Raw genomic sequence first — 23,007 nt, 5'->3', positions numbered from 1 at the left:
GCGCTGCCAACAAGGATAGCTGTCCATCGAGCGCTCGCTCGGTTTGCGGCGTCTTTGGACACCATAACTGTGTCTTGGAGGAAAATTGGCATGGCAAAGATCTCGAAAGTAATGGTCGGTGAATCGCTGGTAGGAGACGGCAACGAAGTGGCGCATGTCGACCTGCTCATCGGCCCGCGGGGGAGCGCGGTCGAAACGGCATTTTGCAACGCGCTTACCAACAACAAGGACGGCTTTACCTCCCTTTTGGCGGTGATCGCGCCCAATCTTCAGTGCAAGCCCAACACCGTGATGTTCAACAAGGTCACGATCAAGGGCGCCAAGCAGGCCGTGCAGATGTTCGGCCCGGCCCAGCATGCGGTTGCAAAGGCCGTGCAGGACAGCGTCGCCGAGGGGATCATCCCTGCCAACGAGGCGGACGATCTGTTCATCTGCGTCGGCGTTTTCATCCATTGGGACGCGGCGGACGACGCCAAGATCCAGAAGTACAATTACGAAGCGACGAAGGAAGCCATCCAGCGCGCGGTCGCGGGAACGCCGACGGCCGCCGAAGCCACGGATAAGCGGGACCAGGTGAAACATCCGTTCGCGGCTTAGACAAGAGACAGCCCCGCACAGGCAAAACCCTCCGCCGAGCCGGATGGTCTGTTGCGCCGCCTGAAAAAACTTCTGGGCCTTTAGAGCACCGGATGAAGAGCCTGCCTTCGGGCCTGACCCGAGGGTGGGACTTGTTTTGGGAATCCGATGCTCCAGCAAAGAAATAGAACGGCGAGACGATCGACTTGAGAGTCCGCCGCTCTACGAGGCCTGTTTCCGCGGCCGAAGTTCGAGGCTACACGACTGTCAGGTGCCCAGCGTTTGTCAGGTGCCCAGCGTTTGTCAGGTGCCAAGCGTTGCGAGGTGCCCCGGCGTGAGCGTGCCGTCATGCAGCGACGTCGCAACCAGCGCCGCGGCGATACCGAGTGACGAAAGGGCGCGAATGTCAGCCTCGTTGCGCACCCCGCCGGCCGCGACGACGGAGCGGCTTCCAGCCATCGCCTTGATCGCCTCGAGCCGCGTGAAATCGGGACCGGAGGCGGAACCGACCTTGGCCAATGTCATGACGATCACCTTTTGCGGCCAAAGCGCCGGCTCGTCGAGAAATGATGCCGGACCGCGAAACCCATCGTCGAAGAAATCCAGCGACAGGATAAGCTCCGGATGATCGCAAAAACGCCGCAACAGCGCGTCGTCCTGCTGCGATTCGGATCCCAGGACCGGGTAAAGCCAGGGTTCGGCAAGTGCTGCCGAAAGTGTTTTCTCGTCTCCGATGCCGGCATCGACCCAAAGCTCCGGCGGCTCCGCCATCGCCTTCAGCCGGGCAAGCGCGCCACTGTTTGGCGTTCCGCCTTCGATGGCATCGAGATCGGCGATATAGAAGGTCGCAAAAGGGTAAAGCCGGCGCAGGCCCTCAGCGACCGCAACGACATCGGACGTTTGGCTGAGCGGCGTGACGATCGGCCTGTAGCGATCGCGTTTTCCTTGCTGGGCGCGCACCACTTCGCCGCCTTTCAGGTCGAGAACCGGAATGATACGCAACGCTCTTTTTCTCGCTGACCAACTGCCCGTGACCAACCGTGATGAAAGCTTGAAGTGTGGAAAAAAGAAAGAGCATCGTTGCCGGCTTCGATATTGGCGGCGCGCATCTGAAGGTGACGCGTGCGCAAGACGGCCGCATCGTCGAGGCGGTAACGATCGCCACGCCGCTTTGGCTAGGGCTCCATACCCTGACCTCGGCATTCGAGGAAACAGCTCCGATTTATGCGGGCGCCGATCTCAACGCATTCACCATGACCGGCGAACTTGCGGACGTCTTTCCGTCCCGCGACGCCGGCGTCGCGGCCCTGCTGGATGAGATTTCAGCGCGAGTCCCAGGCGAAAACCTGATTTATGCCGGGCCGTCCGGCTTTGTCGGGGTCGAGCAGGCAGCGCGGCTGAGCGCCGATGTCGCCTCCGCCAACTGGCATGCGACAGCGTCGTTGGTGGCAAAGCTTGCCGGCGATGCCCTGTTCGTCGACATGGGCTCGACCACCACCGACATTATCGCCATTAGAAATGGCGCCGTCGCCAATGACGGCTACACCGATGCCGGACGGCTTCTGAGCGGCGAACTGGTCTATACCGGCTTCACCAGGACGTTCCTGTTCGGCGTCGCCTCGTCGGCCCCCGTCCGCGGCAGGCTGACGCCGCTGATGAACGAGTATTTCGCCTCGATCGCCGACGCGCACCGGATCCTCGGGGTGCTCGACGAAAAGGACGACAGGCACGCTTCCGCCGACGGCAAGGAAAAGACGATCGATGGCTCGATCGCGCGGCTGGCGCGCATGATCGGGCGCGACGCCACCGAACTGACCCTGCCGGAATGGCGTGAAATCGCGCGCTGGTTCAGCGAACAGCAGTTGCGCAGGATCCACGACGCAGCGTCCCTGGTTGCCGGGTCCCTGGTTGCCGGGTCCCTTGCCCGGGATGCGCCGATCGTCGGCGCCGGGACCGGCCGCTGGCAGATCAGGCGATTGGCCGAACGCATGGAACGCCGCTTCGTCGATTTCGCCGAGATCATCCCCGCAGATGACGCCGTTCGCGGCGAAGCCAGCAGCGTCGCGCCCGCGTCAGCGGTGGCGCTGCTGGCGGGGTCTCGATTGTAGGCGCTATATGATGGCCATCCGATCAATCGGATCGATGAGATACTCCCCCGGCTTGAAAGATCTCAACCCGTACCAGCGCGTCCAAAACCGGACCGCGCGCAAGGTCGCAACAGGGTGGAATGTTGCCATTCGTCTCGTCGATGGGAACGAGCAATTAGCGCCAGGAGCAGTCGTTCGATGTTCTGCCGTTGAACGGCTTCATTCGCTAGTTTAGCGGAAATTGGGCGACAGCATGGTTGCTCAACATACAGGTTCGAAACTCTCGCGGTCCGTGAATCCCGCTGATTGCACGCTACGGCGCGATAGTCTGCAAGATAACAATCCTTACCGCCGAGAGCCGCATTGCTCTCGACAAGAGCACTCCTGCCGCAGACCGCCTAGCTGGCAGACACTCGTTCCTGAGGTGTGGCGTGAACGACTGGACCGGGTCAGATCACGACCTCGATTCCAGCGGGTTGAATGTCTGCAATCTTCGTTCTGGTCGATGCCGCTCGCTCAGGACGTCCGCTGGAGAAATTTGACCAGCTTGGCAGCTGCCAGCCCGCCGACAGTTGACGCCGATGTGGTCGAGCCGCCTTTCATGCGATGCCGCCGAGACAGACATATTTGATTTCGGTGAACTCCTCGATGCCGTAGCGCGACCCCTCCCGACCCAAACCCGAAGATTTGACGCCGCCGAATGGGGCTTCGGCTGTGGAGATAAGACCGGTGTTGACGCCGACCATCCCGTATTCCAGCGCCTCCGCGACGCGGAACACGCGCGACAAGTCCTTGGCGTAGAAGTACGAGGCAAGGCCGAATTCGGTATCATTGGCCTGCGCGATAACATCCGTCTCGTCCTTGAAGCGGAAAAACGGTGCGAGCGGACCGAAGGTCTCCTCCTTGGCCACGGACATGTTAGAGGTGACATCTGCCAGGACGGTTGCCTCGTAGAACGTGCCGCCCAGCGCATGGCGGCGGCCGCCCTGGACAATTCGGGCGCCTTTCGCAATGGCGTCCGAGACATGCTCTTCGACCTTGGAAAGTGCCGGAGCGTCGATGAGGGGCCCAAGCACGACGCCTTCATCAAACCCATTTCCGGTCTTCAGCTTGCCGACGGCCGCGGCTAGCTTTCGCGCGAAGGCATCGTAGACGCCATCTTGAACATAGAGGCGATTGGCGCAGACGCACGTCTGGCCGTTGTTGCGGAATTTCGCGATCAGCGCTCCTTCGACTGCGGCGTCGAGATCGGCGTCGTCGAACACGATGAATGGTGCGTTGCCGCCGAGTTCCAGGCCGAGTTTCTTGATGGTCGAAGCGCTCTGCCGGTAGAGCTCGGCGCCGATCTCCGTGGAACCGGTAAAGGTGAGTTTTCGCACCGTGGTGTTGTTGGTCATTTCCCCGCCAATTTCGCGGGCCGAGCCCGTGATGACGCTGAACAGTCCGGCGGGTAGACCGGCCCGTTCCGCGAGGACGCCAAGAGCAATCGCCGAGAACGGCGTTTGCGAAGCAGGTTTGAGCACCATTGCGCAACCGGCGGCGAGCGCGGGGCCGGCTTTACGCGTGATCATCGCGTTCGGAAAGTTCCAGGGTGTGATCGCCGCGACCACGCCGATCGGCTGCTTCATAACCAAGATGCGCTTGTCCCGCTGATGCCCTGGAACGATATCGCCGTAGACCCTGCGTGCTTCTTCCGCAAACCATTCGATGAAGCTGGCGCCATAGGCGATTTCCCCTTTCGCCTCAGCCAGCGGCTTGCCCTGCTCATAAGTCAGGATGCGCCCAAGATCATCCTGGTTCTCCATCATCAGTTCGAACCAACGACGCAGGATACCGGCTCGTTCCTTCGCGGTGTGCGCTGCCCATTCCTTCTGAGCCCTCTCGGCCGCCACAATGGCGGCTTTCGTCTCCGCGGCCCCGAGCTTGGGAACGACGCCAATAACCTCGCCTGAAGCAGGGTCGTTGACCTCAATTGCGTTTGTGGCATCGGCCTCGACCCATGACCCTCCGACCAGGGCTGCTTGCCTGAATAGCGTCTTGTCCTTGAGTTGCATGGATCGTGTCCTCCTGCTGCCAACGTCGTCTTATGCTGCCTGCCTTTCAGACGATCGGTTCGCCAGCGCCCGCCTGTTGAACGTCATTTGAGCCCCACGGTCTTTCAGGTTGATGGTCGCGCACGAACAGCCGAAAAGCGGCCAAATGCGCGGCTACCGCCCCAGCGGTGTTTTCGTCGCGAAGGGTCCCGTCGGCGGAGAATCTGGAGGCGGCGTGGCTGACGAACAGTTCAGGTTTGTTCAGCAAGCGCGCATCGAAGAAGACCATGATCTGACGGAGGTGGTACTGCATGCGCGCGCCGCCGAGCATCCCTGTTGAAGCCGATTGAAGGGCAACGGGCTTCCCAGCGAAAGGCTTGCCGGGATCTCGGGAAATCCAGTCGAGCGCATTTTTGAGCGTGCCCGGGACAGAATGGTTGTATTCGGGCGATACGACGATGACGCCATCCGCGGCTGCGATGGCGTCAACCCATCTCGTGACGATCTCGGGCGTTTCCGCGATATCGGCGCAGTAGTGCGGAAAGAGTTCCAAGTACTCCAGCAGCGTAAGCCGCATGTCGCCTGGAGCCAGCGCGGCGAGGTTCCGCGCCAGCATCATATTGAACGAGCCCTTGCGAAGGCTTGCGCAGATGACGGAGATATTCATGGCTCACCTGTTGCTTCGCAGACGCTTGCCCACGCGAAAAAATCCGCCGAATAGCCCGACGACCCGATACTCTGACGGTCTCTAGTGCGGCAGCGCCTTGTCGGGGTGCAGTCCGAGGTGACCCGGCGAGGGTTCGCCCTTTGCCTCACCGAGGTAGAGTCCTATCAGGGAACGGAAGCTTTCGACGGCCCCGCGATCGGCAAGGAACTTTCCGAAAGCGGTCGGATCGCCGTTCTTGTATTCCCAGATCGGCTTGTAGCCGTCCGGCGGCGCGATGTCAGTGCGCACCGACCACATGTACCAGACGTTCGTTTGCGTCTCCTTGTCGAGCAGCCAGCTCAGATAGAGCTTTGCGGCTTCGGGATGTTTTGCTCCTTTAAGGATGGCGGCCTGCTGCGGCCAGGCGACGAACGGGTCCTCCTTCGGCAGCACGAAGCGGGAGACGGTGCCCGGGAACGGCACAAGCCCGCCGTCGGTCGAGAAGGTGACGGTGGCCTGGCCGCCTTCCACCATGTCCGTCGGCGCCTGCGTACCGCGCACAAAGATCGGCTCCTGCTTGGCCAACTCAGCCACATAGTCCCAACCATATTTGTCGATGACCTGCTTGAACCAGAACAGCACCGCATCGTCATCGGTCGGATGGGTCAGCACGATCTTGCCCTTGAATTCGGGGCGCAGATAATCCTTGGCCTCGCGCGGCCAAGTCGCCTGATCTGGGAGCAGCTTTGAATTGACCAGATTGGAGAACGCGTCGACGAATACGCCGGTATAGGCGCCGTCGCCGTCTTTAAAGGCGCGATAGACGTTGTCCCAGCCGATCGGTTTGTAGGGCTGCAGGACACCCTCCTTCTTCCAGCGCGGAAAGTTCTGCAGCGTCTGGATCTGGACGATGTCGGGAACGAGTGTCTTGGTGGCGATCTGGTTGTCGATGCGGGCCTCGTGGAACTTCGAATAGTCCACGATCACGTCGAGCGTCACACCCGGAAATTTCTGTTCGAACGCCTTCTTGGTGCCATCCTGCTGGCCGGGTGTGTCACCGCCGGCATAGACGATGACACGTCCGCCTTCGGCAAGCGCCGCCTTGTAGAGATGCTCCATGCTGCGGTGCTCCTGGGAGATGGCGCTTCCGGCCAGTGCATTGCCGGAGCCCGCCAGCAGGCTGGCGCTCGCCGCCAGCCCAAGGGCCGTTCTTCGGGTCACGTTCATGCAATCTTTCCTTTTACAGGCTTGTTCAGGTGTGGTGCTTAGCCGACCGGTGCTGAACGAGGGTCAGCAGCAACAGCAGCCCCGCTGATATGGCAATCAGGATGCTGGCAACCGCCAGCACGGTCGGGTCGAGGTTTTCGCGGGTTCCGCTAAGCAGTTCCCGGGGCAGGGTCTTCTGGCCGGGACCGGTGATCATGAGGGCGATCACCACCTCGTCGAAGGAAGCGGCAAAAGCAAAAATTGTGCCGGAGACAATACCAGGCAGGATGAGCGGAACGGTGATCTTTCGGAAGGTTGTCATGGGCGACGCGCCGAGGCTCTCTGCGGCCCGCAATAAGCCTCTGTCCAGCTGGCTCACCGAAGCATTGACGGTGACGAGGACAAGCGGGACCGCAATCACCGCATGCGCCAACACCAGCCCGGTCAGGCTGTTTGCGAGGCCAAGCGGCGCGAAGAAGAAATAAACCCCAACCGCCGTGATGATGACCGGCACGATCATCGGCGAGATCAACAGCGCCATCAGCAACGATTTCCCCGGAAACTGGATGCGATCGAGACCGAGCGCTGCCAGCGTGCCGAGCGGCGTCGCGATAGCCACCGTCGACACCGCTACGATCAGCGAGTTGCCGACAGCGTGCAGCCAGCGCGGCGTCGAGGTGACGGCAGCGTACCATTTGAGCGACAGGCCCTGGAGCGGATAGGCCAGGATCGAGCCGCCATTGAAGGAAAGCGGCACAATGGCGAAGATCGGCAACAGCAGGAAGCCCAGCACCAGGGCTCCGGCGAGCCGGCCGCCCCACAGCCAGATACGCGTGCTGTCCAGCATCTCAGACCCCTACCCGCTGCACGCCGACAAGCCGCACATAGAGCGCGTAGAGGATGACGGTCGCGATGAGCAAAATGCTGGCGAGAGCGGCGGCGAGGCCCCAATTCAGCGCCTGCAGCGTGTTGTAGGCGATGTAGAACGGCAGCATCTGGTCGCCCTGCCCGCCGAGAAGCAACGGCGTGATGTAGTAACCCAGCGCCAGAATGAACACCAAAAGCCCGCCGGCCGAGATCCCAGGAACGATCTGCGGCAGGTAGATGCGGAAGAAGCTGTTGAGTGGCCCGGCCCCCAACGATCGCGCCGCCTGCATCTGAGAGCGCGGCAGCGCCTTCATCGAGGCATAGAGGGGCAGCACGGCGTAAGGCAAAAGGATGTGGGTGAGCGCAACCAGCACACCGATGCGGTTGTAGACGAGCTCGAGCGGCGTATCGATGATGTTGAGGCTGATCAGCACCTGGTTGAAGATGCCGTTCTTTTGCAGGATGACCAGCCAGGACGTCGAGCGCACCAGCACCGAGGTCCACAACGGCAACAGCAGCGCCATCATCAAGAGGTTGGCTGTGATCGGGCCGACGCTCGCCAATAGGTAAGCGGCAGGCAGCGCCAGAAGGATGCAGATCGCGGTTGCCGACAAGGCGATGACGAAGGTGCGCGCCAGCACATTGACGTAGAGCGTGCTGTCCTGGCCGCCCTGCAGCCCGAGCGCCGACGACAGGTAGACATCGGTGAGCGGGCCGCGCGCCCGAGCGAGAGCCTGCCAGATGTCCGGCTTGCCCCAGGCGTCATCGGCCGCGATTAGCGTGGATTTCCAGTCGGTGACGGCGGCAATGTCGCGCGGCAAGGCACGCGCGGTCGACTGGATTGTCGTGCGCCATGCGCTAGCCTCATAGCCCAACCGGCGCGCGGCGGTTCCGGCAATTTTTGCCTTGCGCGCCTCTACCAGATCGCGACCCGCAGCTTCGAACGCTGCCGGTCCCGGCAGCCCTGCCCCGTCCCAATCGGCCAACGCCGCGACGGTGCCGGGCATCACCTTGCCGAGCTCCCGGTCGTCGACGGACAGAAACAGCATGCCGCCGAGCGGGATGAAGAAGGTGGCGAGAAGGAACAGCGCCAGCGGAGCAACCAGCGCAATCCCCACGGCGTTGGCGCTGAGGGCCCGTCGCGGCCGGTGCTTCTCGGTGGTCATGGTCGTTGGCTCCCGCAAGGCCAGCGGCGGACGCATGCCCGCCGCCGTGCTTGTCGCTATTTCGCCGCCCAGGCGGTGAACCGCTCATTCAGGGCGTCGATGTTCTGCACCCAGAAATCGGCATCGACGGTGATCCCGGCGGCAATATGCTCCGGCGATGTCGGCAGCGTCGTTGCGACATCGGCCGGCAAGGCCGCCTGGGCCGCCACCGAGCCAACGCCGTAGCCTAACTTGGCCGGCCATTCCACCTGGCGGTCGGTACGACCCAGATATTCCAGCAGCTTGACGGCATTGTCCTTGTTGGGCGAGCCCTTGAGAATAACCCAGGAGTCGATGTTGAGGATGTTGCCGCTCCACATGATCTTGAAGTCGCGCTTGTTCTCGGCATTGGCGCCCCGGATGCGGCCATTATAGGAGGTGGTCATCGCCACCTCGCCGGACCCAAGCAGTTGCATCGGCTGGTTGCCCGAAGACCACCAGACGATGTCAGACTTGAGCTCGTCCAGCTTCTTGAAGGCCCTGTCGACACCTTCCGGGGTACCGAGGGTCTTGTAGACATCCGCCGCTGCGACTCCATCCGCCATCAGCGCGGCTTCCAGCGTGAATTTCGGCCCGTTGCGGAAGGCACGCTTGCCCGGGTATTTCTTCGTATCCCAGACGTCGGCCCAGGTTTTGGGACCGTCTTTGAAGACCGCGCCGTCATAAGCCAGCACGATGCTGAAGATGTTGGCGGGGACACCGCATTCCGTGACGCTCCCGGCAATGTAGCGTTCGGCGCCACCCACCGTAGGTGGATCGATCGTCTCGAACAGACCCTCCTCACAACCGAGAGCTTCCTCCTCGGCTTCGACCTCGACCACGTCCCAATTGTTGGCCTCGCCGGCACCAACCTTGGTGCGCAGAACGCCGATGCCGCCGTCCCAGCTGTCTTCAGCAAGGGGAATGCCGGTCTCCTTGCGGAACGGGTCGAAATACACCTCGCGTTGCGCGTCCTGGAAGATGCCGCCCGCCGACACGACAGTCAGATCGCGGGCGACCGCGACGCCCGGCAGGGCGAGGACGGATGCCAGAAGCGCGGAATGAAGGATTGCCGTTCTTGTTTTCATGGTTATTCCCCTTTCTTGGTTGATGGTTTCGTAATGCATCTCGGGCGTCATGCGCCGTCTGTGTCGGGGAGTGCCCGGCACAGCGCCTCCGGTATGACGACCCGGATTTCGTCGGCGATGCCGACACGGTCGGCCCCGGCTCCCGTCGGAATTTTCAACGTCAGGCGTCCTATGCCTCCGCACTCGACGGCTACGCGGCGTGTGTCGCCGAGGTAGGAGATCTCCACGACCCGGGCCGCGAATGCACTTTTGCCCTGTCCGACCGTCACATGTTCCGGCCGGATGCCGACCTTGACGCGGTCGCCGACCGCCGGACGTCCCGCGACCTTTGTGTTCAGGACGGTGCCAGCCTCCAGCCGGATCGCGGCAAGACCACCCGTGAGCGCCTCGACCCGGCCGTCGAGCAGATTGTTTTCGCCGATGAAGGAAGCGACGAAGGGCGTGCACGGCCGTTCGTATAGAAGTTCAGGGGCATCGACCTGCTCAAGCCGGCCCTTGTTGAACACAGCGACGCGATCCGACAGGTTGAGAGCCTCTGACTGATCGTGGGTGACGAACACCATGGTGATGCCGAGCTGCCGGTGCAGATGCTTCAATTCCGCCTGCATGTGCTCGCGAAGGTTCTTGTCCAGGGCGCCGAGCGGCTCGTCCAGCAGGATGAGGCGCGGCTTGAAGATGATCGCGCGGGCGAGCGCGACACGCTGCTGCTGTCCGCCCGACAATTGTGACGGCTTTCGCCCGCCCATGCCGTCGAGATGGACGAGGCTCAGCGCCTTCTCGACCCGCTCGCCGATTTCCGCCTTCGACACGCGGCGAACGGTGAGAGGAAACGCCAGGTTCTCGGCTACGGTGAGATGCGGAAACAGCGCATAGTTCTGGAAAACCACGCCGATGTCGCGCTTGTGCGCCGGCAAGCCTTCAATGCGTGTCCCGTCCATCTCAATCGTGCCTGTCGTAGGGCTGTCGAAGCCCGCCAGCAGCATCAACGAGGTTGTCTTGCCCGAGCCTGACGGCCCGAGCAGCGTCAAAAACTCGCCGCGCTGGATCTCCAGGTCGATGTCGCACAGAGCCCGGAACGCGCCGTAGTGCTTCGACACACCGCTGAAGCGCACTATTGGCCGCGTCTCCGACGGCTCTGTTCTTGTCGTATCGTGCTGCGTCATCTCCGGCGATTCTTTCCAAGGTTCATCACACGGAAGCGGCAAAAACCGCTCTTTTGTCGCTCGCATCGCCTCTCGTTATTGGACCAGCTGCCCAATAGGCATACCGGGACCCTACGCAGGGACCCCGGCTGCGCCGGGCGCGATGGTCGCGACGATGCTCATCGTTGCACCGACGGTGCTGTTTCCGGTCCGCCAACTGTGAGAATCGGCGCCAAAGACCTTGCCGATGGACCGCATCGAACGGAGGTCCTCGATCGTGACGGCCAGGCAAGGCAGGAATTTTTCCCGCCAGCAGATCAGGTAGACGTCATCGGCCAGTTCGAAATAGTCGGCCTCGTCGAACTCGCCGATGCCTGCGTCCGGGCCATGCCAGCAGTACCAGAAATAATATTTCGGGTTCACGTAGTAGTGGTCATAAATATGGGTATCACTGTAGACGTAGCGGAAGAACTTGCCAAAAAGCTTGTCGGTACGCGGGAAGTGCGGGACGGACGACCGCCCTATGCTGCCGAAACGATAGGTTAATGTCGGCACGCTCTGTGCGCCGGTTTGCTCGACACGGGTCAGGAGGTTCATGTCTTCGGCCCTCCGGTCGGCCACCGAACCTTCGATCAAGAGAACGGCATGCCGCGTCAGGTCCAGCCACAGGCTGATCGACTTCAGCTCATCGTTGGCGTCGATGAAGTCGACGAAGTACATCCCATCGCGAACGCGGAACGCCTGATATGGCTGCTGGCTGTGGCCACTGGCGCCTTCGACGCTCCAGGATAGAAGATCCGCGGCGATGAAGGCCAGGCTGAGTCTCTCCCCCTCACCGAAGACAACCGCAAGAGACTTGCCGACCAGATCGGCCGTTGGGTCCGGTCTGCCGCCAGAGTGATTTTGCAGGATGTCTCCGATCTGCGGCCAGTGGGCGGCGGCGGAAGAAGCGGCACTGTTGACCATCGATCCCTCGTTTTTCTTCGCGGCGCGAACCTTCGACGGCTTCCGCGGCTGTCGCGCCCGTTCAGAATTTCTTTGCGTTTCTGGCGCTCTCGGCCATGCGTTCTCGTTCGCGCTCGAACGCCTCGAAATCGAAGCTTTCCAGTTCGATTTCCTCAATCGGCGGATATGGCCGGGCGATCCCGTCCCAGCCGATCTGGTCGATGCTCCAATAGAATTCTAACAGGTTGCCGTCCGGATCGCGCCCATAGAAGCGCGGCTGGTTGCCGGGGCCGCCCTTGCGCGCGTTGACGATGACGATGCCACGCTCCTCGAAACGCCTGTAGAGCGCGAGCAGGTCGTCCGAGCTGTTCATCTCGAATGCAATGTGATGCAGACCGAAAGCATGTTCGGCAGGTGGCTCGACCGCGCTTCTGAGCGTGAAGATCGACAGGCAGTGATGGGTGGAGTCGTTGCGAACGAACGATCCCGACAGCACCGCAACACCGTGCCCGACCTCGTCCAGACCGTAGTTGAACTGCTCGGTCAGCCGCATTCCCAAAACCTCGGTGTAGAAGCTGACCGACCGCTCCATATCCCGGACGGCGATCCCCACATGTCCGAGCCGACCAACGCGCAGCGCCATTGTGCTTCCTCTCCTACACGAGTTTTTTCTGTGTCCGTTAATCGGACTAAATTTGTTCGTTATCCGAAAACTATACAGGCTTTGGCGCGACGTCAAGTCTGTTTGTGGTCAACGTCGCGCAGGGCTGAAGGATCGGAAGGCCCCGGGGGAAGGCCGGGAACGCGACAATTGCCTGGTGCCGCCGAAAGGGCTCCGGGCATTCTGACAATCCGCCTCAGCCTGTCTTGACCAACTCGTGCGTACTCGCTAAGATACCGAATATCGAACGATATCTGTCCTATATTCGGAATACTATTGAAGAGCTAGATGACCATAGGAAGCAACATGACCAAGCTCGTCACTTATACATCAGGCGATCGGCCGAGCCTCGGGGCGGTACAGGGCGACCTGATCATCGACCTAGCTCGAGCAAACAGCGCCTTTCCGCAGGACGTGCCGTCGGGCGACGGCTGGACCGCGGACAGCGTCAGCTTTCTCTCGGCGGGCGCGCCGGCGCTGCAGGCCCTGAAGAACGTCATCGAGAACGTGTCCCGGCTGGACGCGGCGGACGCGCGTCGGGATGTGCTTCTCGTTCAATCGGCCTCCGTTCGCCTTTTGCCGCCCATCCCAGCCCCTCCCAAGATCATTTGCGTCGGCCGCAACTACGGCAAGCATGCCGAGGAGGCTGGCCGGCCCATTTCAGAGATCCCGATCATCTTTGCGCGTTTCGCAAAGACGCTGGTCGCTCCTGGCGACAATGTGGTGGTGCCGCATGTGTCCCATCAGCTCGACTGGGAGGGCGAGCTCGCGGTCATCATCGGCAAACCTGGTCGCTACATATCGCGGCAGAACGCCCTCGATCACGTTGCGGGCTACTCGATCTTCAACGACGTGACCGTACGGGACTATCAATTCCGCATCACGCAATACACGGCGGGTAAGAACTTCTCCCACACCGGGCCGTTCGGTCCCTACCTCGTGCTGCGCGACGAGATCACCGACCCTCACGCACTCCAGATCACCACGACGCTGAATGGCGAAGTGGTGCAGTCCGGCAACACGAGGGAGATGCTGTTCGATATTCCGGCCATCATTGAGCACCTCTCGGAATTCATCGACCTCGAACCCGGCGACGTCATCCCGATGGGAACACCGGCCGGCGTCGGCTTCACCCGCAAGCCGCCGCGTTTCCTCAGGAACGGAGATGTCATCACCGTCGAGATCGAGGGTCTTGGCGCGCTCAGCAACCCAGTCGTCGATGAAAGGGAGCTGGCATGAGCAAGTCGGCACTGTTCGATAAGGGGCTGCAGATCCGCAAGGACGTCGTCGGCGAGGACTATGTGCAGCGCGCCTTCGACAAAGCGGGCGAATTCGGCCGCGATTTCCAGGAACTGGTCACTGAATATTGCTGGGGAGCGTCCTGGGGCCGCGATGCGCTCAGCCGGCGCGACCGCAGCCTGCTCAACATCGTCATTCTCGGCACGCTCGGGCGCAACGAGGAACTCGCGCTGCACTTGCGCGGCGCGTTGCGTAACGGCGTCACATCAGATGAGATCCGCGACGCCCTGATCCAACTGGCGATCTACGCCGGCGTGCCCGCGGGCGTGGAATCCTTCCGCATCGCCCAAGACGTCCTGGAAAACCCTGAATCCCAGCCCACCGCACATTCGAAAGGTCAAAAGCCATGAGCCAGATTGCCGAGAACTACAAACGAGTCGACACGGTCACGCCGGAAAAGCTGTTTCCAGGTCACGACGCGCTGCGGCCCGACGCGACGCTGTCCCTTGCCGGGACGACGCAGGTGCTGCATTTCGCCGACCGGCCGCCCTTGTCGTTAAGCTTTGAAGACAAGACCGTGCGCTGGACTTCCGAGCCTGCCGTCAACGTTGCCTATCCGGTCGGCGAGGCAAACTACGAAGCGATCGAAGTGCGGCAGGGATTGCTGGCGGCGACGATCAACCATCCCGAAAGCAATTCCAACGACATGTTGGTGTTCGACCTCGTCGGCAAACGAGCCGTGATCGTCCATACGGTGATGATGAGCGGAACCTCGACGGTTGCCGAACGCAGCGTTATCCTGGAGGCCGGCATCGGAGGAGAAATCGGTGAGCGCTTCGAGCCGACCAAGGAACTGGTTGGTAAGCGTATCCACTGGACCTACGGCCCGACCCACTTCTTCGAGCATATCTATATCGAGCCGGAACTCTATGTCTGGCACGGCATCATCGGGCCGGAAGCCGGAATGGGCGCGGTAGAGCCGACCTCGGTCCGCAAGATTGCCGAAAAGCTTTATCTGTTCACCTGGTCCGACCGGGGCACGCCGTTCAACGGCGCCTTGGTGATCGACCTCAACGAGGCTCCGAAATCGGCCGGCCGGCTGGTTGGCTGGGATCCCGACAAGCGCCTCATCAGCCAAGTCATCGTCGGCGCCACCGGCGTTCTGGTCAACGAGACGAACTATTGACGGGTCTGTTGCCGGGAGGGATCGCATGACCGGGCTGAGCGAAACGGCGATGCGGTTGCCGCGCGCCGAACTCTATATCGGCGGACAATGGCGGATGGCGGCGGATGGTGGCGTGCAGACCGTCATCAATCCCAGCAGCGGTCAGCCGCTTGGCAGGATGAGCATGGCGACGGCGAGCGATGTCTCCGCCGCCGTGAACGCAGCGCGTGCCCAGTTCGAGACCGGCGCATGGTCGCGCCTGTCAGGGGCCGATCGCGGCAAGCTGCTGTGGCGGCTTGCCGATCTCGTCGAGGCCAATCGCGAGAACCTTGCATATCTTGAAGCCCTCGACATAGGCCGCCCCTATTTCGAACCGTTTACGTTCGAGATCCCGCTTGCAGCCGAAACCTTCCGTCACTTCGCCGGCTGGGCCGACAAGATCGGCGGCAGCACCTTCGACCTGCCGGATTTCGGTGGCCGGCAGCGCCACTCTTACACGCTGCGCCAGCCGATCGGCGTCGTCGGCGCGATCACGCCGTGGAATGCGCCAACGATGATCGCGTCTTGGAAACTGGGGCCTGCGCTTGCAGCCGGCAACACCGTGGTCATCAAGCCGGCCGAGGATGCTTCCCTCAGCACCATCCGGCTGGTCGAACTGATCGAGGAGGCCGGCTTCCCGTCAGGCGTCGTCAATCTGGTGACCGGCAGCGGCGCCGTTGCCGGCGACGCGTTGGTGCGACACCCCGGCATCGACAAGATCTCCTTCACCGGCAGTCCAGGCATTGGCCGGCGGATTGCGGCGATCGCGTCGGAGGCGCTGAAGAAAGTCACGCTCGAACTTGGTGGCAAGTCGCCCCAGATCGTCTGCCGGGACGCCGATCTCGACCGCGTCATCCCAGGCGCATCCATCTCGCTTTTTGCCAATCAAGGCCAGACCTGCGCCTCGGGCAGCAGGGTGCTTGTCCACGAGTCGATCGCCGACGAGGTGGCGGATCGCCTAGTTGCCGCGGCTGAGAGCATCGTCGTCGGCGATCCCTTCGCGCCGGAAACACAAATGGGATCGCTGGTCAGCGAAAGGCAGCTCGATCGGGTGAACGGATATGTGCAGAAGGGCAAGGCCGAGGGCGCTCGCCTATTGACCGGCGGCAACCGCATCGACCGTCCCGGCTATTTCTACGCGCCCACTCTGTTTGCCGGCGGCAACGAACTCACCATCGCGCGTGAGGAGATCTTCGGACCCGTCGGCACCATCATCCGGTTCCGCGACGACGAGGAAGCATTGCTTCTCGCCAATGCAACCGACTACGGGCTGACGTCCGTGGTCTGGACGCGCGACCTCGCCACCGCCAACCGCTTTGCAAAGCATTTGCGGGCGGGCTCGGTCTGGGTCAATGCCTGGGGACCGCCGCACCCTGCCCTGCCCTGGCTCGGCATCAAGACCAGCGGTCTTGGACAGGAACTCGGCCGCTCCGGCATTCTCGCCAACACGGTCGAGAAAACGGTTTCGATCATTTCATAGCGTCGCGTTGCGTCGCCTGCCAGACCGCTGTCACCGCACCCATTCCGATGTTGAAGGCTTCCGGGGATCGGATTAGTCTCGATTATCGGACGATCAAAGTCCGATAATCCTAGTGTTCGTTGCTGACAGCCTTGGCTCGGCGCCGTGGGATGGCGATGGACGTCCCGAACTGTACAGCGTTGGAAGATTGGAGTTCACCTCTTGGCCGAAATATCGCTGACCGGCGACCAGATGCTCACCGTACTGGAAACCGTAGCAAAGAAAGGCCCGGTGAGCGCGGTGGACGTCGCGCGCGCCTGCGACATCAACAGGACCGTTGCTTACCGGCTTCTTGTCACGCTCGAGCAGCGGGCTTATATCCGCCGCGGCCATGACGGCTACATTTTGGGCAGTGCAGTCAACGAGTTGGTCCGACAACTCGATCGCGACATTTCAGCCATAGCCCGGCCGCTGATGGGCACATTTGCAAATGCCGTCGGCGAAACGGTGGTGCTGCATTACCTCAACAAGGACGAGGCAGTGGTGACTGAGCAGGCGCTGGGCAACAGGCATCTCGTTCGCGTGCAACACGTTCCGGGCTCGCGTCATCCGCTTCACCTTGGCGCCAGCGGTTGGGCGATGCTTGCTTTCCAAGACCAGAAGACTATTGCCCGCGTCGTCAAGAAATCAGACGATCCGATTGCTGCCCAGGCACGTATCGAGCAGATTCGGCGGGACGGCTATGCGATCTCGCATGATGAACTTCAGATGGGCGTTCATGGAGTCGCGGCTCCGTTGATCGAGCCGGATGGACGCTGCAACGCCGGCCTCGCCATACTGGTGCCAAGCTCCAGGGCCGATACGCTACCGGCCCTGACACCAAAGCTTCTTGAACTAGCCGCGAATGTTACCAGGCAGTTGTAGCCTTGGCAGTTGTAGCCTTGGCACCTGCTTTTTCCCTGCTCCATCGGACGATCTCTGTGAGTTCATGCTCGCAAGGCAGCGCAGGTCACCGCTGACTCCGCCCAGTCGGTCGCGAAGCCCAGGCCGGCAATATCAGCCAGAGGCGGCGTTTTAAAAGTTAGGCATCAAACATCGTCCCACCTGAGGGTTTACAGGAACGGCGCGGCAAGTCCGAGCAGGCCGCCAATCAGCGCAGCATGCTCGAACAGGAAGAATTTGTGCATCACGGCCTCACCCGGATCCGAATAGGTCCAGTAGCGATGAAAGAGCGCATCGGCCGTCAAGGTGAAGACGACCAGCATGGCGGCCCCGTAGACAGCCGTCGGGCTGTAGAGAAGCAGCAGGCCGCCGACCAGCGCAAGTGCGTTGCCAGCCCAGAAAAATACGGCGCCATTTGGCAATCCGATACGGCGAAACTCCGCGTAGTGATGCTCGCGACCGCCGATGTTGAACCATACCGCCCACAGGAAGTAGAAGGCGACTCCAAGGCGGCCGAGCAGATTCAACCATTCTGGCAGTGTCATGTGAGGCCTCAAAATTGGTGAGTTTGCTAGAACATCGTATTGGAATGAGCCAAACGCTCGGGGATCGCTGGATGACATCCCAGTGCTCGGCGACGCGACCGTTCTCGACCCGGAAAATGTCCATCACAGCGCTGCCACGGTCATTGTCATCCTCGGTCCAATGCGCATGGACCGTAACATAATCGCCTTCACAGAAGATGCGTTTGATGCTGAAGCGCGCTCGCGAGCGCGTTGAGAAGAATTCGATGAAAAAGGCACGCAATGCTTCTCTGCCATCGGCGACACCCGGATTGTGCTGGGTGTAGCAGCCGCCTTCGCTGGACCTGTCTTGAAGGCCAGGACAAGGGTCGTTCAGCGGAAGAACGCTATAAGGCGATAGAGATCTCGCCGGGCTTCTGGTTTGTTCACTGGATGGAGGCCGACGGCATCGCCGTTACCCAAGTCATTCAGCCCGATGCCGCTGTGATCAACACCACCATCATCATTCCGGCGGCCCCCGCTGGAAGTGAAAAGCCTTTCGGTCTCGTTCATTCAGGGACTTCCCAGACGACGATCGCTGAGTGGCTGCCTTCCGGCTTCGTAAATTCGCCGCGGCCCGTGGCCGCGAATGTCCTCGTTTTCCTTTCATTCGCGACGTTCAGCCCAAGCTGTGTGAAGGACTGTGTTGGGTCACGACGTTCCCTTGACCTCCCATCAGGGATTGTCCGCAAGGGGTCGAACACCGCCGTTTGAGATCACCGCCACCGTGTGTAAAACGCGTCAGCCCGGAAGCTTACCCTGGTTCAGCATATCCGGTTCAGCCCCGCGCATCCTCGCCGCTGGCATCCTTGGCCGCAAGGTGATCGCCGACCCGCTGCATCAGCCAGCCCCAGGCTTCTTTTTCGCCCTCGCCCGCAGTCTTTTCGATGGCAATCGAAAGGTAGGCGATTTCCGCCTCGATCTTGTCGCGCGGCAGCATGCCGAGCCGGCTGACGAGGATGGCCAGTTCCAGCACCGCCGCCTTGGCGCGGTTGAAGCCGGTGAACGGCGCATGCGTTTCCTCCTGCACCACGCGGCAGAAATGGCGAGGTCGCATAGCATCGTCATCGACAGTTTCGACTTCGAGGACCGAATGCGCGAGCGCCGCTGCGAGCCGCGGCACCGGACACCCGTTTACCGCAACGGTTGGCCAATGCTTGCGGCCGGTCAGGCAGCCGGCAAAGATGCGGACGTCATCGGTGTAATTGGCAATGGCGAACGGCACTTCGGCGAGATTGTCGAGCGTGATCGACGGCCGGAACGGCGCAATGACCCAGCCGTCCTTCTCGGCGATGATGCCGATCGGCGCGATGTGGACGTCGCCGGCTTTGTTGACCGTGGTGATGATCGATTCGCGAATGAACGGCATGGTTTAGCGCTCTTTCTTCGCGCGAAGCGTGTGGCCCGCTTCGGCAAGACGGCTGCGGTCGGTTTCGGGAGCCGGCGCGGCAACGCCCCATGCGAGCGGCTCGTCCTGCACATAGCGCTTGCCGAGGCGCCACGCGATCTCGGCCTTCATCAGCTCGGCGCCGAGATAGAACGCGTGTGCGCCATCGGCTTCAACGCCAAGCCCAGCAAAGAGTTCGAACGCATCCGTGGCAACCGCATGCCCCTTGCCGTTGAAAACATGGATGCCGTCCTCGGCGGTCATGATGCGGAAGTTGGCGTCGCGCACCTCCGCAGCAAGTGCTGCGATATCCTCGGTCGAGGCGGTGAACGGCTTGCGGTCGTGGACCTGCAGCAGCCCTGGATGGTAACTCCGCGGCAGCGCACCGTCACTCTTCGCGGCAAACAGAATGCGGCGGGCAATATCGTGCTCCTCGATGGTTCGCAGCGTGTGCGGGCTGACATGCACGGCAAGCACGTTTCGGATCTGAAGTTCCGAGCAGAGCCCGGCCAGAACCGCGGTAACGCCGGAACTGTCGGCGTCGGTCAATTCGGTGAGATTGCCGGTGCCCATCAGCAGTTCGACCTCAGGCCAGCGGCGGCGCGCCTCGATGAAACGCCCGAGTGAGGCGGCAAAGCCGAAATGGATCGGGTCGAGCACGGGATCGGCGATGAAGGCGACGCCGGCCTTCTGTGCCGCTTCGATGGCCCGGCCGAGCGAATCCAGGTCGCCGGGCGTGGACGGGATCAGCACTGGTACGGCCTTGTGGTCGAAGGCCAGCGGCAGCGAGTTCTCATCGAGGCTGAGAAGATAGTCCGCACCGGCGCGCGCGCCGATCGACAGTTCGTCGGTGCTGGCCGAATCGACACTGACCAGAAATCCTTGTGCCTTCAGCTCGCGCACCGCCTCTTCCAGCAACGGAAACGGCGTTTCCGGCAAGCAGCCGAGATCGACGACGTCGGCGCCGGCCGCGGCCAGCGTCCGTGCCCTCGCCACCAGCGCCTCGACCGACAGCATCGGCGCATCGACGATTTCGGCGAAGATGCGCATGTCGTGACGCGAAAGGTCAGGCGGCTCGCCCGCCCGGCCGAGAAAGCCCGGCAGATCGGCGATCTCGTCGGGGCCGCGCACGAAGGGTACGCCGAAATGGTCCGATAGATGCTCGATGTCACCGCGATAGCGGCCGGGCAGGATGACGCGATCGGCGGCGCCTGCCAGGCTAAGCCGCCGCTTGATGATGTCTTCGCTCATCAGCGCCGCGACCTTGACGCCGATGTCGATGATCTCCCAGGCAAATTCGGTTTCGCCCAGTCCGGCCAGCAGCCTTTCCAGCCGGACCTTGGCCAGATGGCCGGTAAGAAAGACCAGCCGCTCAGCCATGGCTTGCGAGTTCGGCGTGGCGCCGTCTGACCGAGGCTTCGAGATCGGCAAGCGACTCGACCACCTGGGTTCGCTCAAAACTCTTCAGCTGGTTGGTATTCTCCAGGTCGATCCTGCGCGGATAGACCTTGACCAGCCCATGCGGCGCCATGGTTTCGAGTTCCGGCGCGGTGTCGCAGGCAAAGACGATGGCCGGCACCCGGCATTTTCCGGCCTGGGCAAAAACGTTGGTGGCGAGCGTGTCGGAAATGCCGTGCACGCATTTGGCGACCGTGTTGGAACTGGCCGGCGCCACCACCACCGTATGATAGACACCGTGATAGAATTCTCCGACCGGGATCGCGCTCGCCGTCTTGTCGTGCAGCACGCGCGTCGTCTCCGGGAAATCCAGCTTGAGCTTGTACATGCGCAGCACTTCGTTGGCGGCTTTCGACACGAAGACATCGCAATGCTCGAGCTGGTGAATGAGTGCAAAACTCTCCGTAAAAAAATGACCGGAACCGGTCAAAACCCATGCCCAGCGCGGCGTATGCAGCGTCGCCATCGCCTACCCTGCTTTTCTTGCCGACCGGATCGGAGCCGCGATCGCAATGCCGGGCAGATTGCCCGCTGCGAGCAGCGCCCCGGCCTCGACGGCATCTTTCGGGCCGGCGAGATGGACATCGACACCGTCGGGCAGCATGGCGGCGAAGCCGGCGTCGACGATGCCTCTGACTGCCAGGCTGTCGATCGTGTCGCTGCCGGAGAAGGCGACGGTCTGCTTGATCAAGAGCAGCGCATTTGCGCCGAGCTTGCCGGCAAGCCAGGCGGCAAGGGAATCGGAGGTAACGTCCCAGGACGCCGGAATGTCCGGCGCCGGCAGCGCCAACGACGACGGCAGCCACACCGGGACCTTCCCCGCGTCCAGCGCCCGCCCCATTTCTTCCAGCGACCGTGCCGGCGCCAGCCTTTCGTCTCGGTCGAGGATGACCTGGCCGAACTGCTCCATGGCGAGGATCGCCATGGCGTGGGCGGCGGTGTCGGAAAAATCCATGTAAATCTGCGTCTCGCGCACCTGGTCGGCAAAACGGCCGCCGCCGGGCACGATGACGATCGGCAGCTTGGAGCCCGCCAGCGCCGCGATCCAGCTTTCCAGTTCCGCCGCATGGACGGTGCTGCCGCCAAGCTTGACGACGGACGGCTTGACGACGGCTCGCCTGACGGCGTCGGGCCTTTCCGGTCGCGGCCGGGAAACGGCGCTTTGGTCTTTTCGGCCGGCAGGGCCGGAGGCAACGCCGCGGCCTGCAGATTGGCGCTTGCGTTCGATCTCGACGCCGACGCCGCCCGGGCCGAGTTCGAGTTTTTCCACCCTTACCGTGACGCGCACGACGCGCGGGTTCTCCAGGATGTAGGTCGCCACCTGCTCGGCCAAGGCCTCGCTAAGCTGGATATGGCCCCGTGCGACGATGGTGCGAATGCCGTCCATGATGATGTCGTAGGAGAACACATGGCGCATGTCTTCGGGATGGTCGGTGACCTGCAGCACGTCGGCGATCACGTCGAAACGCACTTTTTGGGTATGGCCGTGCTCAAAACTGTAGGCGCCGATCTGGACCGGCAGGACAAAGTCGCGCACGAAGATCTTGTCGGTGCCCAGTGTCGGGTCGGTGCCCGGCGAATAGCCCCTCGCCGCCAGCAGGCGGTAGTCGACGCTCGACGCGCCGCCGGCCCGGGATGCTTCCGGGATCAAGTCGCGGATCTGCGCAACCGCCTCGGCGCTGATCGAACCCACGCGGCCGGAATGGCCGCACAGCGCCCCGCGAAAGCCGAGAAAATCGGGAGCGAAGGGCAGTAGGCGCGGAATATCAGGGGCTTCCAGCGATCCGCTCAGCCCAACCATGAGGCCGAGCGATTTCGCTCGATCGATGAATCCCGGGATACGCTCGGGCGGCAGATGGTCGAGCAGCCGCCCGTTGTCCTTGTTCGCCGTGTCCACCATGGCGCCATGGAAGCGATGTTTGGCAAGCATCGGCAGAAGCTCGAAATCCGGCGCCAGGTCGGCGAAAAGCACCGCGATCAGTTTCGTTCGCGCGGCGAGCGGCGCGAGCGCTGCAGCACAGGCCGCGACATCTGCCGACGGAAACAAGCCTATCTTGACGTAATCGACGCCGGTTGCGGCGATCTCTTCGGCCTTGGCGCGGATCGTCTCGGGTTCCATCGGCAGGTCGCCGCAGACCGCGCTGACCGGCGCCCGGCCGGCGATCAGTGAAATCGTCCGGCGGATGGTCTGCGTGGACACCGCGCCCAGCGCTCCCGCCTTCGGATCCTTCAGGTCGACGATGTCGGCACCGCCAGAAAGCGCGATCTCCGCCTCGTCGGCGCCGGTGACGCTGGCCAGCATTCTGGTCATTGACGGACT

General features: G+C 62.2%; 23 protein-coding genes and 1 pseudogene. 8 read left to right on the top strand and 16 right to left on the bottom strand.

Annotated features, from left to right (window positions below; genetic code table 11):
• Nucleotides 1-90 precede the first annotated feature (90 nt).
• Nucleotides 91-597, top strand: a complete 507-nt coding sequence (gene fae / locus BQ8794_RS05125) for a formaldehyde-activating enzyme (RefSeq protein WP_077373969.1) — start codon at nt 91-93, stop codon at nt 595-597.
• Between the two features lie 282 nt (nt 598-879).
• Here the strand turns inward: fae and BQ8794_RS05120 are convergent, their stop codons facing one another.
• A complete protein-coding gene (locus BQ8794_RS05120; protein WP_077373966.1) occupies nt 880-1,578 on the bottom strand; it encodes a HisA/HisF-related TIM barrel protein in 699 nt (232 codons plus the stop codon).
• 56 nt (nt 1,579-1,634) lie between these two features.
• Here BQ8794_RS05120 and BQ8794_RS05115 point away from each other — a divergent pair, with 56 nt between their 5' ends.
• Nucleotides 1,635-2,684 carry a hydantoinase/oxoprolinase family protein gene (locus BQ8794_RS05115; protein ID WP_077373963.1) on the top strand — a complete coding sequence of 350 codons (1,050 nt, stop codon included), beginning with the start codon at nt 1,635-1,637 and terminating at the stop codon, nt 2,682-2,684.
• A gap of 578 nt (nt 2,685-3,262) precedes the next feature.
• Here BQ8794_RS05115 and gabD read toward each other — a convergent pair.
• From gabD to BQ8794_RS05070, 9 genes are all read right to left on the bottom strand, one after another.
• A complete protein-coding gene (gene gabD / locus BQ8794_RS05110; RefSeq protein WP_077373961.1) occupies nt 3,263-4,717 on the bottom strand; it encodes an NADP-dependent succinate-semialdehyde dehydrogenase in 1,455 nt (484 codons plus the stop codon).
• A gap of 46 nt (nt 4,718-4,763) precedes the next feature.
• Nucleotides 4,764-5,363 carry an NADPH-dependent FMN reductase gene (locus BQ8794_RS05105; protein ID WP_077373958.1) on the bottom strand — a complete coding sequence of 200 codons (600 nt, stop codon included), beginning with the start codon at nt 5,361-5,363 and terminating at the stop codon, nt 4,764-4,766.
• Between the two features lie 81 nt (nt 5,364-5,444).
• The gene (locus tag BQ8794_RS05100) at nt 5,445-6,569 is read right to left on the bottom strand and encodes an ABC transporter substrate-binding protein (protein ID WP_077373955.1); all 1,125 of its coding nucleotides are present in this window, start codon (nt 6,567-6,569) and stop codon (nt 5,445-5,447) included.
• Nucleotides 6,570-6,594: 25 nt separating this feature from the next.
• Nucleotides 6,595-7,395 carry an ABC transporter permease gene (locus tag BQ8794_RS05095; RefSeq protein WP_077373953.1) on the bottom strand — a complete coding sequence of 267 codons (801 nt, stop codon included), beginning with the start codon at nt 7,393-7,395 and terminating at the stop codon, nt 6,595-6,597.
• Nucleotide 7,396: 1 nt separating this feature from the next.
• Nucleotides 7,397-8,581, bottom strand: coding sequence for an ABC transporter permease (locus BQ8794_RS05090; RefSeq protein ID WP_077374305.1), 1,185 nt, complete (start codon nt 8,579-8,581; stop codon nt 7,397-7,399).
• 56 nt (nt 8,582-8,637) lie between these two features.
• On the bottom strand, nt 8,638-9,687 hold the full coding sequence (locus tag BQ8794_RS05085; protein WP_077374302.1) for an ABC transporter substrate-binding protein: 1,050 nt from the start codon (nt 9,685-9,687) through the stop codon (nt 8,638-8,640).
• A 47-nt stretch (nt 9,688-9,734) separates the two neighbouring features.
• Nucleotides 9,735-10,850, bottom strand: a complete 1,116-nt coding sequence (locus BQ8794_RS05080) for an ABC transporter ATP-binding protein (protein ID WP_077373950.1) — start codon at nt 10,848-10,850, stop codon at nt 9,735-9,737.
• Nucleotides 10,851-10,961: 111 nt separating this feature from the next.
• Complete coding sequence (locus BQ8794_RS05075; RefSeq protein WP_077373948.1) at nt 10,962-11,795, bottom strand: MoaF C-terminal domain-containing protein; 834 nt, start codon at nt 11,793-11,795, stop codon at nt 10,962-10,964.
• A gap of 61 nt (nt 11,796-11,856) precedes the next feature.
• A complete protein-coding gene (locus BQ8794_RS05070; RefSeq protein WP_077373945.1) occupies nt 11,857-12,417 on the bottom strand; it encodes a VOC family protein in 561 nt (186 codons plus the stop codon).
• A 306-nt stretch (nt 12,418-12,723) separates the two neighbouring features.
• Between BQ8794_RS05070 and BQ8794_RS05065 the strand changes: the two genes are divergently transcribed.
• From BQ8794_RS05065 to BQ8794_RS05045, 5 genes are all read left to right on the top strand, one after another.
• Nucleotides 12,724-13,674: a fumarylacetoacetate hydrolase family protein gene (locus BQ8794_RS05065; RefSeq protein WP_244554860.1), complete on the top strand. Its 951-nt coding sequence runs from the start codon at nt 12,724-12,726 to the stop codon at nt 13,672-13,674.
• The gene (locus BQ8794_RS05060; protein ID WP_077373942.1) at nt 13,671-14,084 is read left to right on the top strand and encodes a carboxymuconolactone decarboxylase family protein; all 414 of its coding nucleotides are present in this window, start codon (nt 13,671-13,673) and stop codon (nt 14,082-14,084) included. The genes BQ8794_RS05065 and BQ8794_RS05060 overlap by 4 nt, the downstream gene beginning before the upstream one ends.
• On the top strand, nt 14,081-14,860 hold the full coding sequence (locus BQ8794_RS05055; protein ID WP_077373938.1) for a MoaF C-terminal domain-containing protein: 780 nt from the start codon (nt 14,081-14,083) through the stop codon (nt 14,858-14,860). Before BQ8794_RS05060 ends, BQ8794_RS05055 begins: the two co-directional genes overlap by 4 nt.
• A 25-nt stretch (nt 14,861-14,885) precedes the next feature.
• Complete coding sequence (locus tag BQ8794_RS05050; protein ID WP_077373935.1) at nt 14,886-16,358, top strand: aldehyde dehydrogenase family protein; 1,473 nt, start codon at nt 14,886-14,888, stop codon at nt 16,356-16,358.
• 201 nt (nt 16,359-16,559) lie between these two features.
• Nucleotides 16,560-17,261 carry an IclR family transcriptional regulator gene (locus BQ8794_RS05045; RefSeq protein WP_244554859.1) on the top strand — a complete coding sequence of 234 codons (702 nt, stop codon included), beginning with the start codon at nt 16,560-16,562 and terminating at the stop codon, nt 17,259-17,261.
• 188 nt (nt 17,262-17,449) lie between these two features.
• On the opposite strand, the gene BQ8794_RS34445 is transcribed toward BQ8794_RS05045, so the two are convergent.
• Together BQ8794_RS34445 and BQ8794_RS37285 are read right to left on the bottom strand one after the other, a co-directional pair.
• Entirely contained in the window at nt 17,450-17,824 is a 375-nt protein-coding gene (locus BQ8794_RS34445) for a DoxX family membrane protein (RefSeq protein WP_167378636.1), read from the bottom strand.
• Between the two features lie 121 nt (nt 17,825-17,945).
• A pseudogene (locus BQ8794_RS37285) lies at nt 17,946-18,086 on the bottom strand (hypothetical protein); the annotation flags it as partial.
• Between BQ8794_RS37285 and BQ8794_RS37280 the strand changes: the two are divergent.
• On the top strand, nt 18,086-18,556 hold the full coding sequence (locus tag BQ8794_RS37280; protein WP_078060879.1) for a MoaF-related domain-containing protein: 471 nt from the start codon (nt 18,086-18,088) through the stop codon (nt 18,554-18,556). The pseudogene BQ8794_RS37285 and the gene BQ8794_RS37280 overlap by 1 nt on opposite strands.
• Nucleotides 18,557-18,620: 64 nt before the next feature.
• Here BQ8794_RS37280 and BQ8794_RS05025 read toward each other — a convergent pair whose 3' ends face one another.
• The 4 genes from BQ8794_RS05025 to BQ8794_RS36250 are packed head-to-tail and all read right to left on the bottom strand — an operon-like array spanning nt 18,621 to nt 22,998.
• On the bottom strand, nt 18,621-19,211 hold the full coding sequence (locus BQ8794_RS05025; RefSeq protein WP_077373924.1) for a DUF447 domain-containing protein: 591 nt from the start codon (nt 19,209-19,211) through the stop codon (nt 18,621-18,623).
• Between the two features lie 3 nt (nt 19,212-19,214).
• Nucleotides 19,215-20,609 carry a DUF6513 domain-containing protein gene (locus BQ8794_RS05020; RefSeq protein WP_077373921.1) on the bottom strand — a complete coding sequence of 465 codons (1,395 nt, stop codon included), beginning with the start codon at nt 20,607-20,609 and terminating at the stop codon, nt 19,215-19,217.
• Entirely contained in the window at nt 20,602-21,153 is a 552-nt protein-coding gene (locus BQ8794_RS05015) for a flavoprotein (protein ID WP_077373918.1), read from the bottom strand. Before BQ8794_RS05015 ends, BQ8794_RS05020 begins: the two co-directional genes overlap by 8 nt.
• Nucleotides 21,154-21,156: 3 nt before the next feature.
• Nucleotides 21,157-22,998 (bottom strand): (5-formylfuran-3-yl)methyl phosphate synthase, encoded by a 1,842-nt coding sequence (locus tag BQ8794_RS36250; RefSeq protein ID WP_077373915.1) that lies wholly within the window; start codon nt 22,996-22,998, stop codon nt 21,157-21,159.
• Nucleotides 22,999-23,007 lie beyond the last annotated feature (9 nt).

This window comes from Mesorhizobium prunaredense, from assembly GCF_900156895.1.
GTDB lineage: Bacteria > Pseudomonadota > Alphaproteobacteria > Rhizobiales > Rhizobiaceae > Mesorhizobium > Mesorhizobium prunaredense.
The sequence above is the reverse complement of the archived record's forward strand: the minus strand, read 5'-3'. Positions and strand labels throughout refer to the sequence as shown.

Bases quoted from the DNA above. Each gene is read 5' to 3' on its own strand.
- BQ8794_RS05090 (WP_077374305.1), bottom strand. From the start codon at position 8,581: ATGACCACCGAGAAGCACCGGCCGCGACGGGCCCTCAGCGCCAACGCC.
- BQ8794_RS37280 (WP_078060879.1), top strand. From the start codon at position 18,086: ATGCTTCTCTGCCATCGGCGACACCCGGATTGTGCTGGGTGTAGCAGC.
- BQ8794_RS05085 (WP_077374302.1), bottom strand. From the start codon at position 9,687: ATGAAAACAAGAACGGCAATCCTTCATTCCGCGCTTCTGGCATCCGTC.
- BQ8794_RS36250 (WP_077373915.1), bottom strand. From the start codon at position 22,998: ATGACCAGAATGCTGGCCAGCGTCACCGGCGCCGACGAGGCGGAGATC.
- BQ8794_RS05055 (WP_077373938.1), top strand. From the start codon at position 14,081: ATGAGCCAGATTGCCGAGAACTACAAACGAGTCGACACGGTCACGCCG.
- BQ8794_RS34445 (WP_167378636.1), bottom strand. From the start codon at position 17,824: ATGACACTGCCAGAATGGTTGAATCTGCTCGGCCGCCTTGGAGTCGCC.
- BQ8794_RS05050 (WP_077373935.1), top strand. From the start codon at position 14,886: ATGACCGGGCTGAGCGAAACGGCGATGCGGTTGCCGCGCGCCGAACTC.
- BQ8794_RS05020 (WP_077373921.1), bottom strand. From the start codon at position 20,609: ATGGCTGAGCGGCTGGTCTTTCTTACCGGCCATCTGGCCAAGGTCCGG.
- BQ8794_RS05065 (WP_244554860.1), top strand. From the start codon at position 12,724: ATGACCATAGGAAGCAACATGACCAAGCTCGTCACTTATACATCAGGC.
- fae (WP_077373969.1), top strand. From the start codon at position 91: ATGGCAAAGATCTCGAAAGTAATGGTCGGTGAATCGCTGGTAGGAGAC.
- BQ8794_RS05015 (WP_077373918.1), bottom strand. From the start codon at position 21,153: ATGGCGACGCTGCATACGCCGCGCTGGGCATGGGTTTTGACCGGTTCC.
- BQ8794_RS05025 (WP_077373924.1), bottom strand. From the start codon at position 19,211: ATGCCGTTCATTCGCGAATCGATCATCACCACGGTCAACAAAGCCGGC.
- BQ8794_RS05100 (WP_077373955.1), bottom strand. From the start codon at position 6,569: ATGAACGTGACCCGAAGAACGGCCCTTGGGCTGGCGGCGAGCGCCAGC.
- BQ8794_RS05105 (WP_077373958.1), bottom strand. From the start codon at position 5,363: ATGAATATCTCCGTCATCTGCGCAAGCCTTCGCAAGGGCTCGTTCAAT.
- BQ8794_RS05095 (WP_077373953.1), bottom strand. From the start codon at position 7,395: ATGCTGGACAGCACGCGTATCTGGCTGTGGGGCGGCCGGCTCGCCGGA.
- BQ8794_RS05070 (WP_077373945.1), bottom strand. From the start codon at position 12,417: ATGGCGCTGCGCGTTGGTCGGCTCGGACATGTGGGGATCGCCGTCCGG.
- BQ8794_RS05060 (WP_077373942.1), top strand. From the start codon at position 13,671: ATGAGCAAGTCGGCACTGTTCGATAAGGGGCTGCAGATCCGCAAGGAC.
- BQ8794_RS05075 (WP_077373948.1), bottom strand. From the start codon at position 11,795: ATGGTCAACAGTGCCGCTTCTTCCGCCGCCGCCCACTGGCCGCAGATC.
- gabD (WP_077373961.1), bottom strand. From the start codon at position 4,717: ATGCAACTCAAGGACAAGACGCTATTCAGGCAAGCAGCCCTGGTCGGA.
- BQ8794_RS05080 (WP_077373950.1), bottom strand. From the start codon at position 10,850: ATGACGCAGCACGATACGACAAGAACAGAGCCGTCGGAGACGCGGCCA.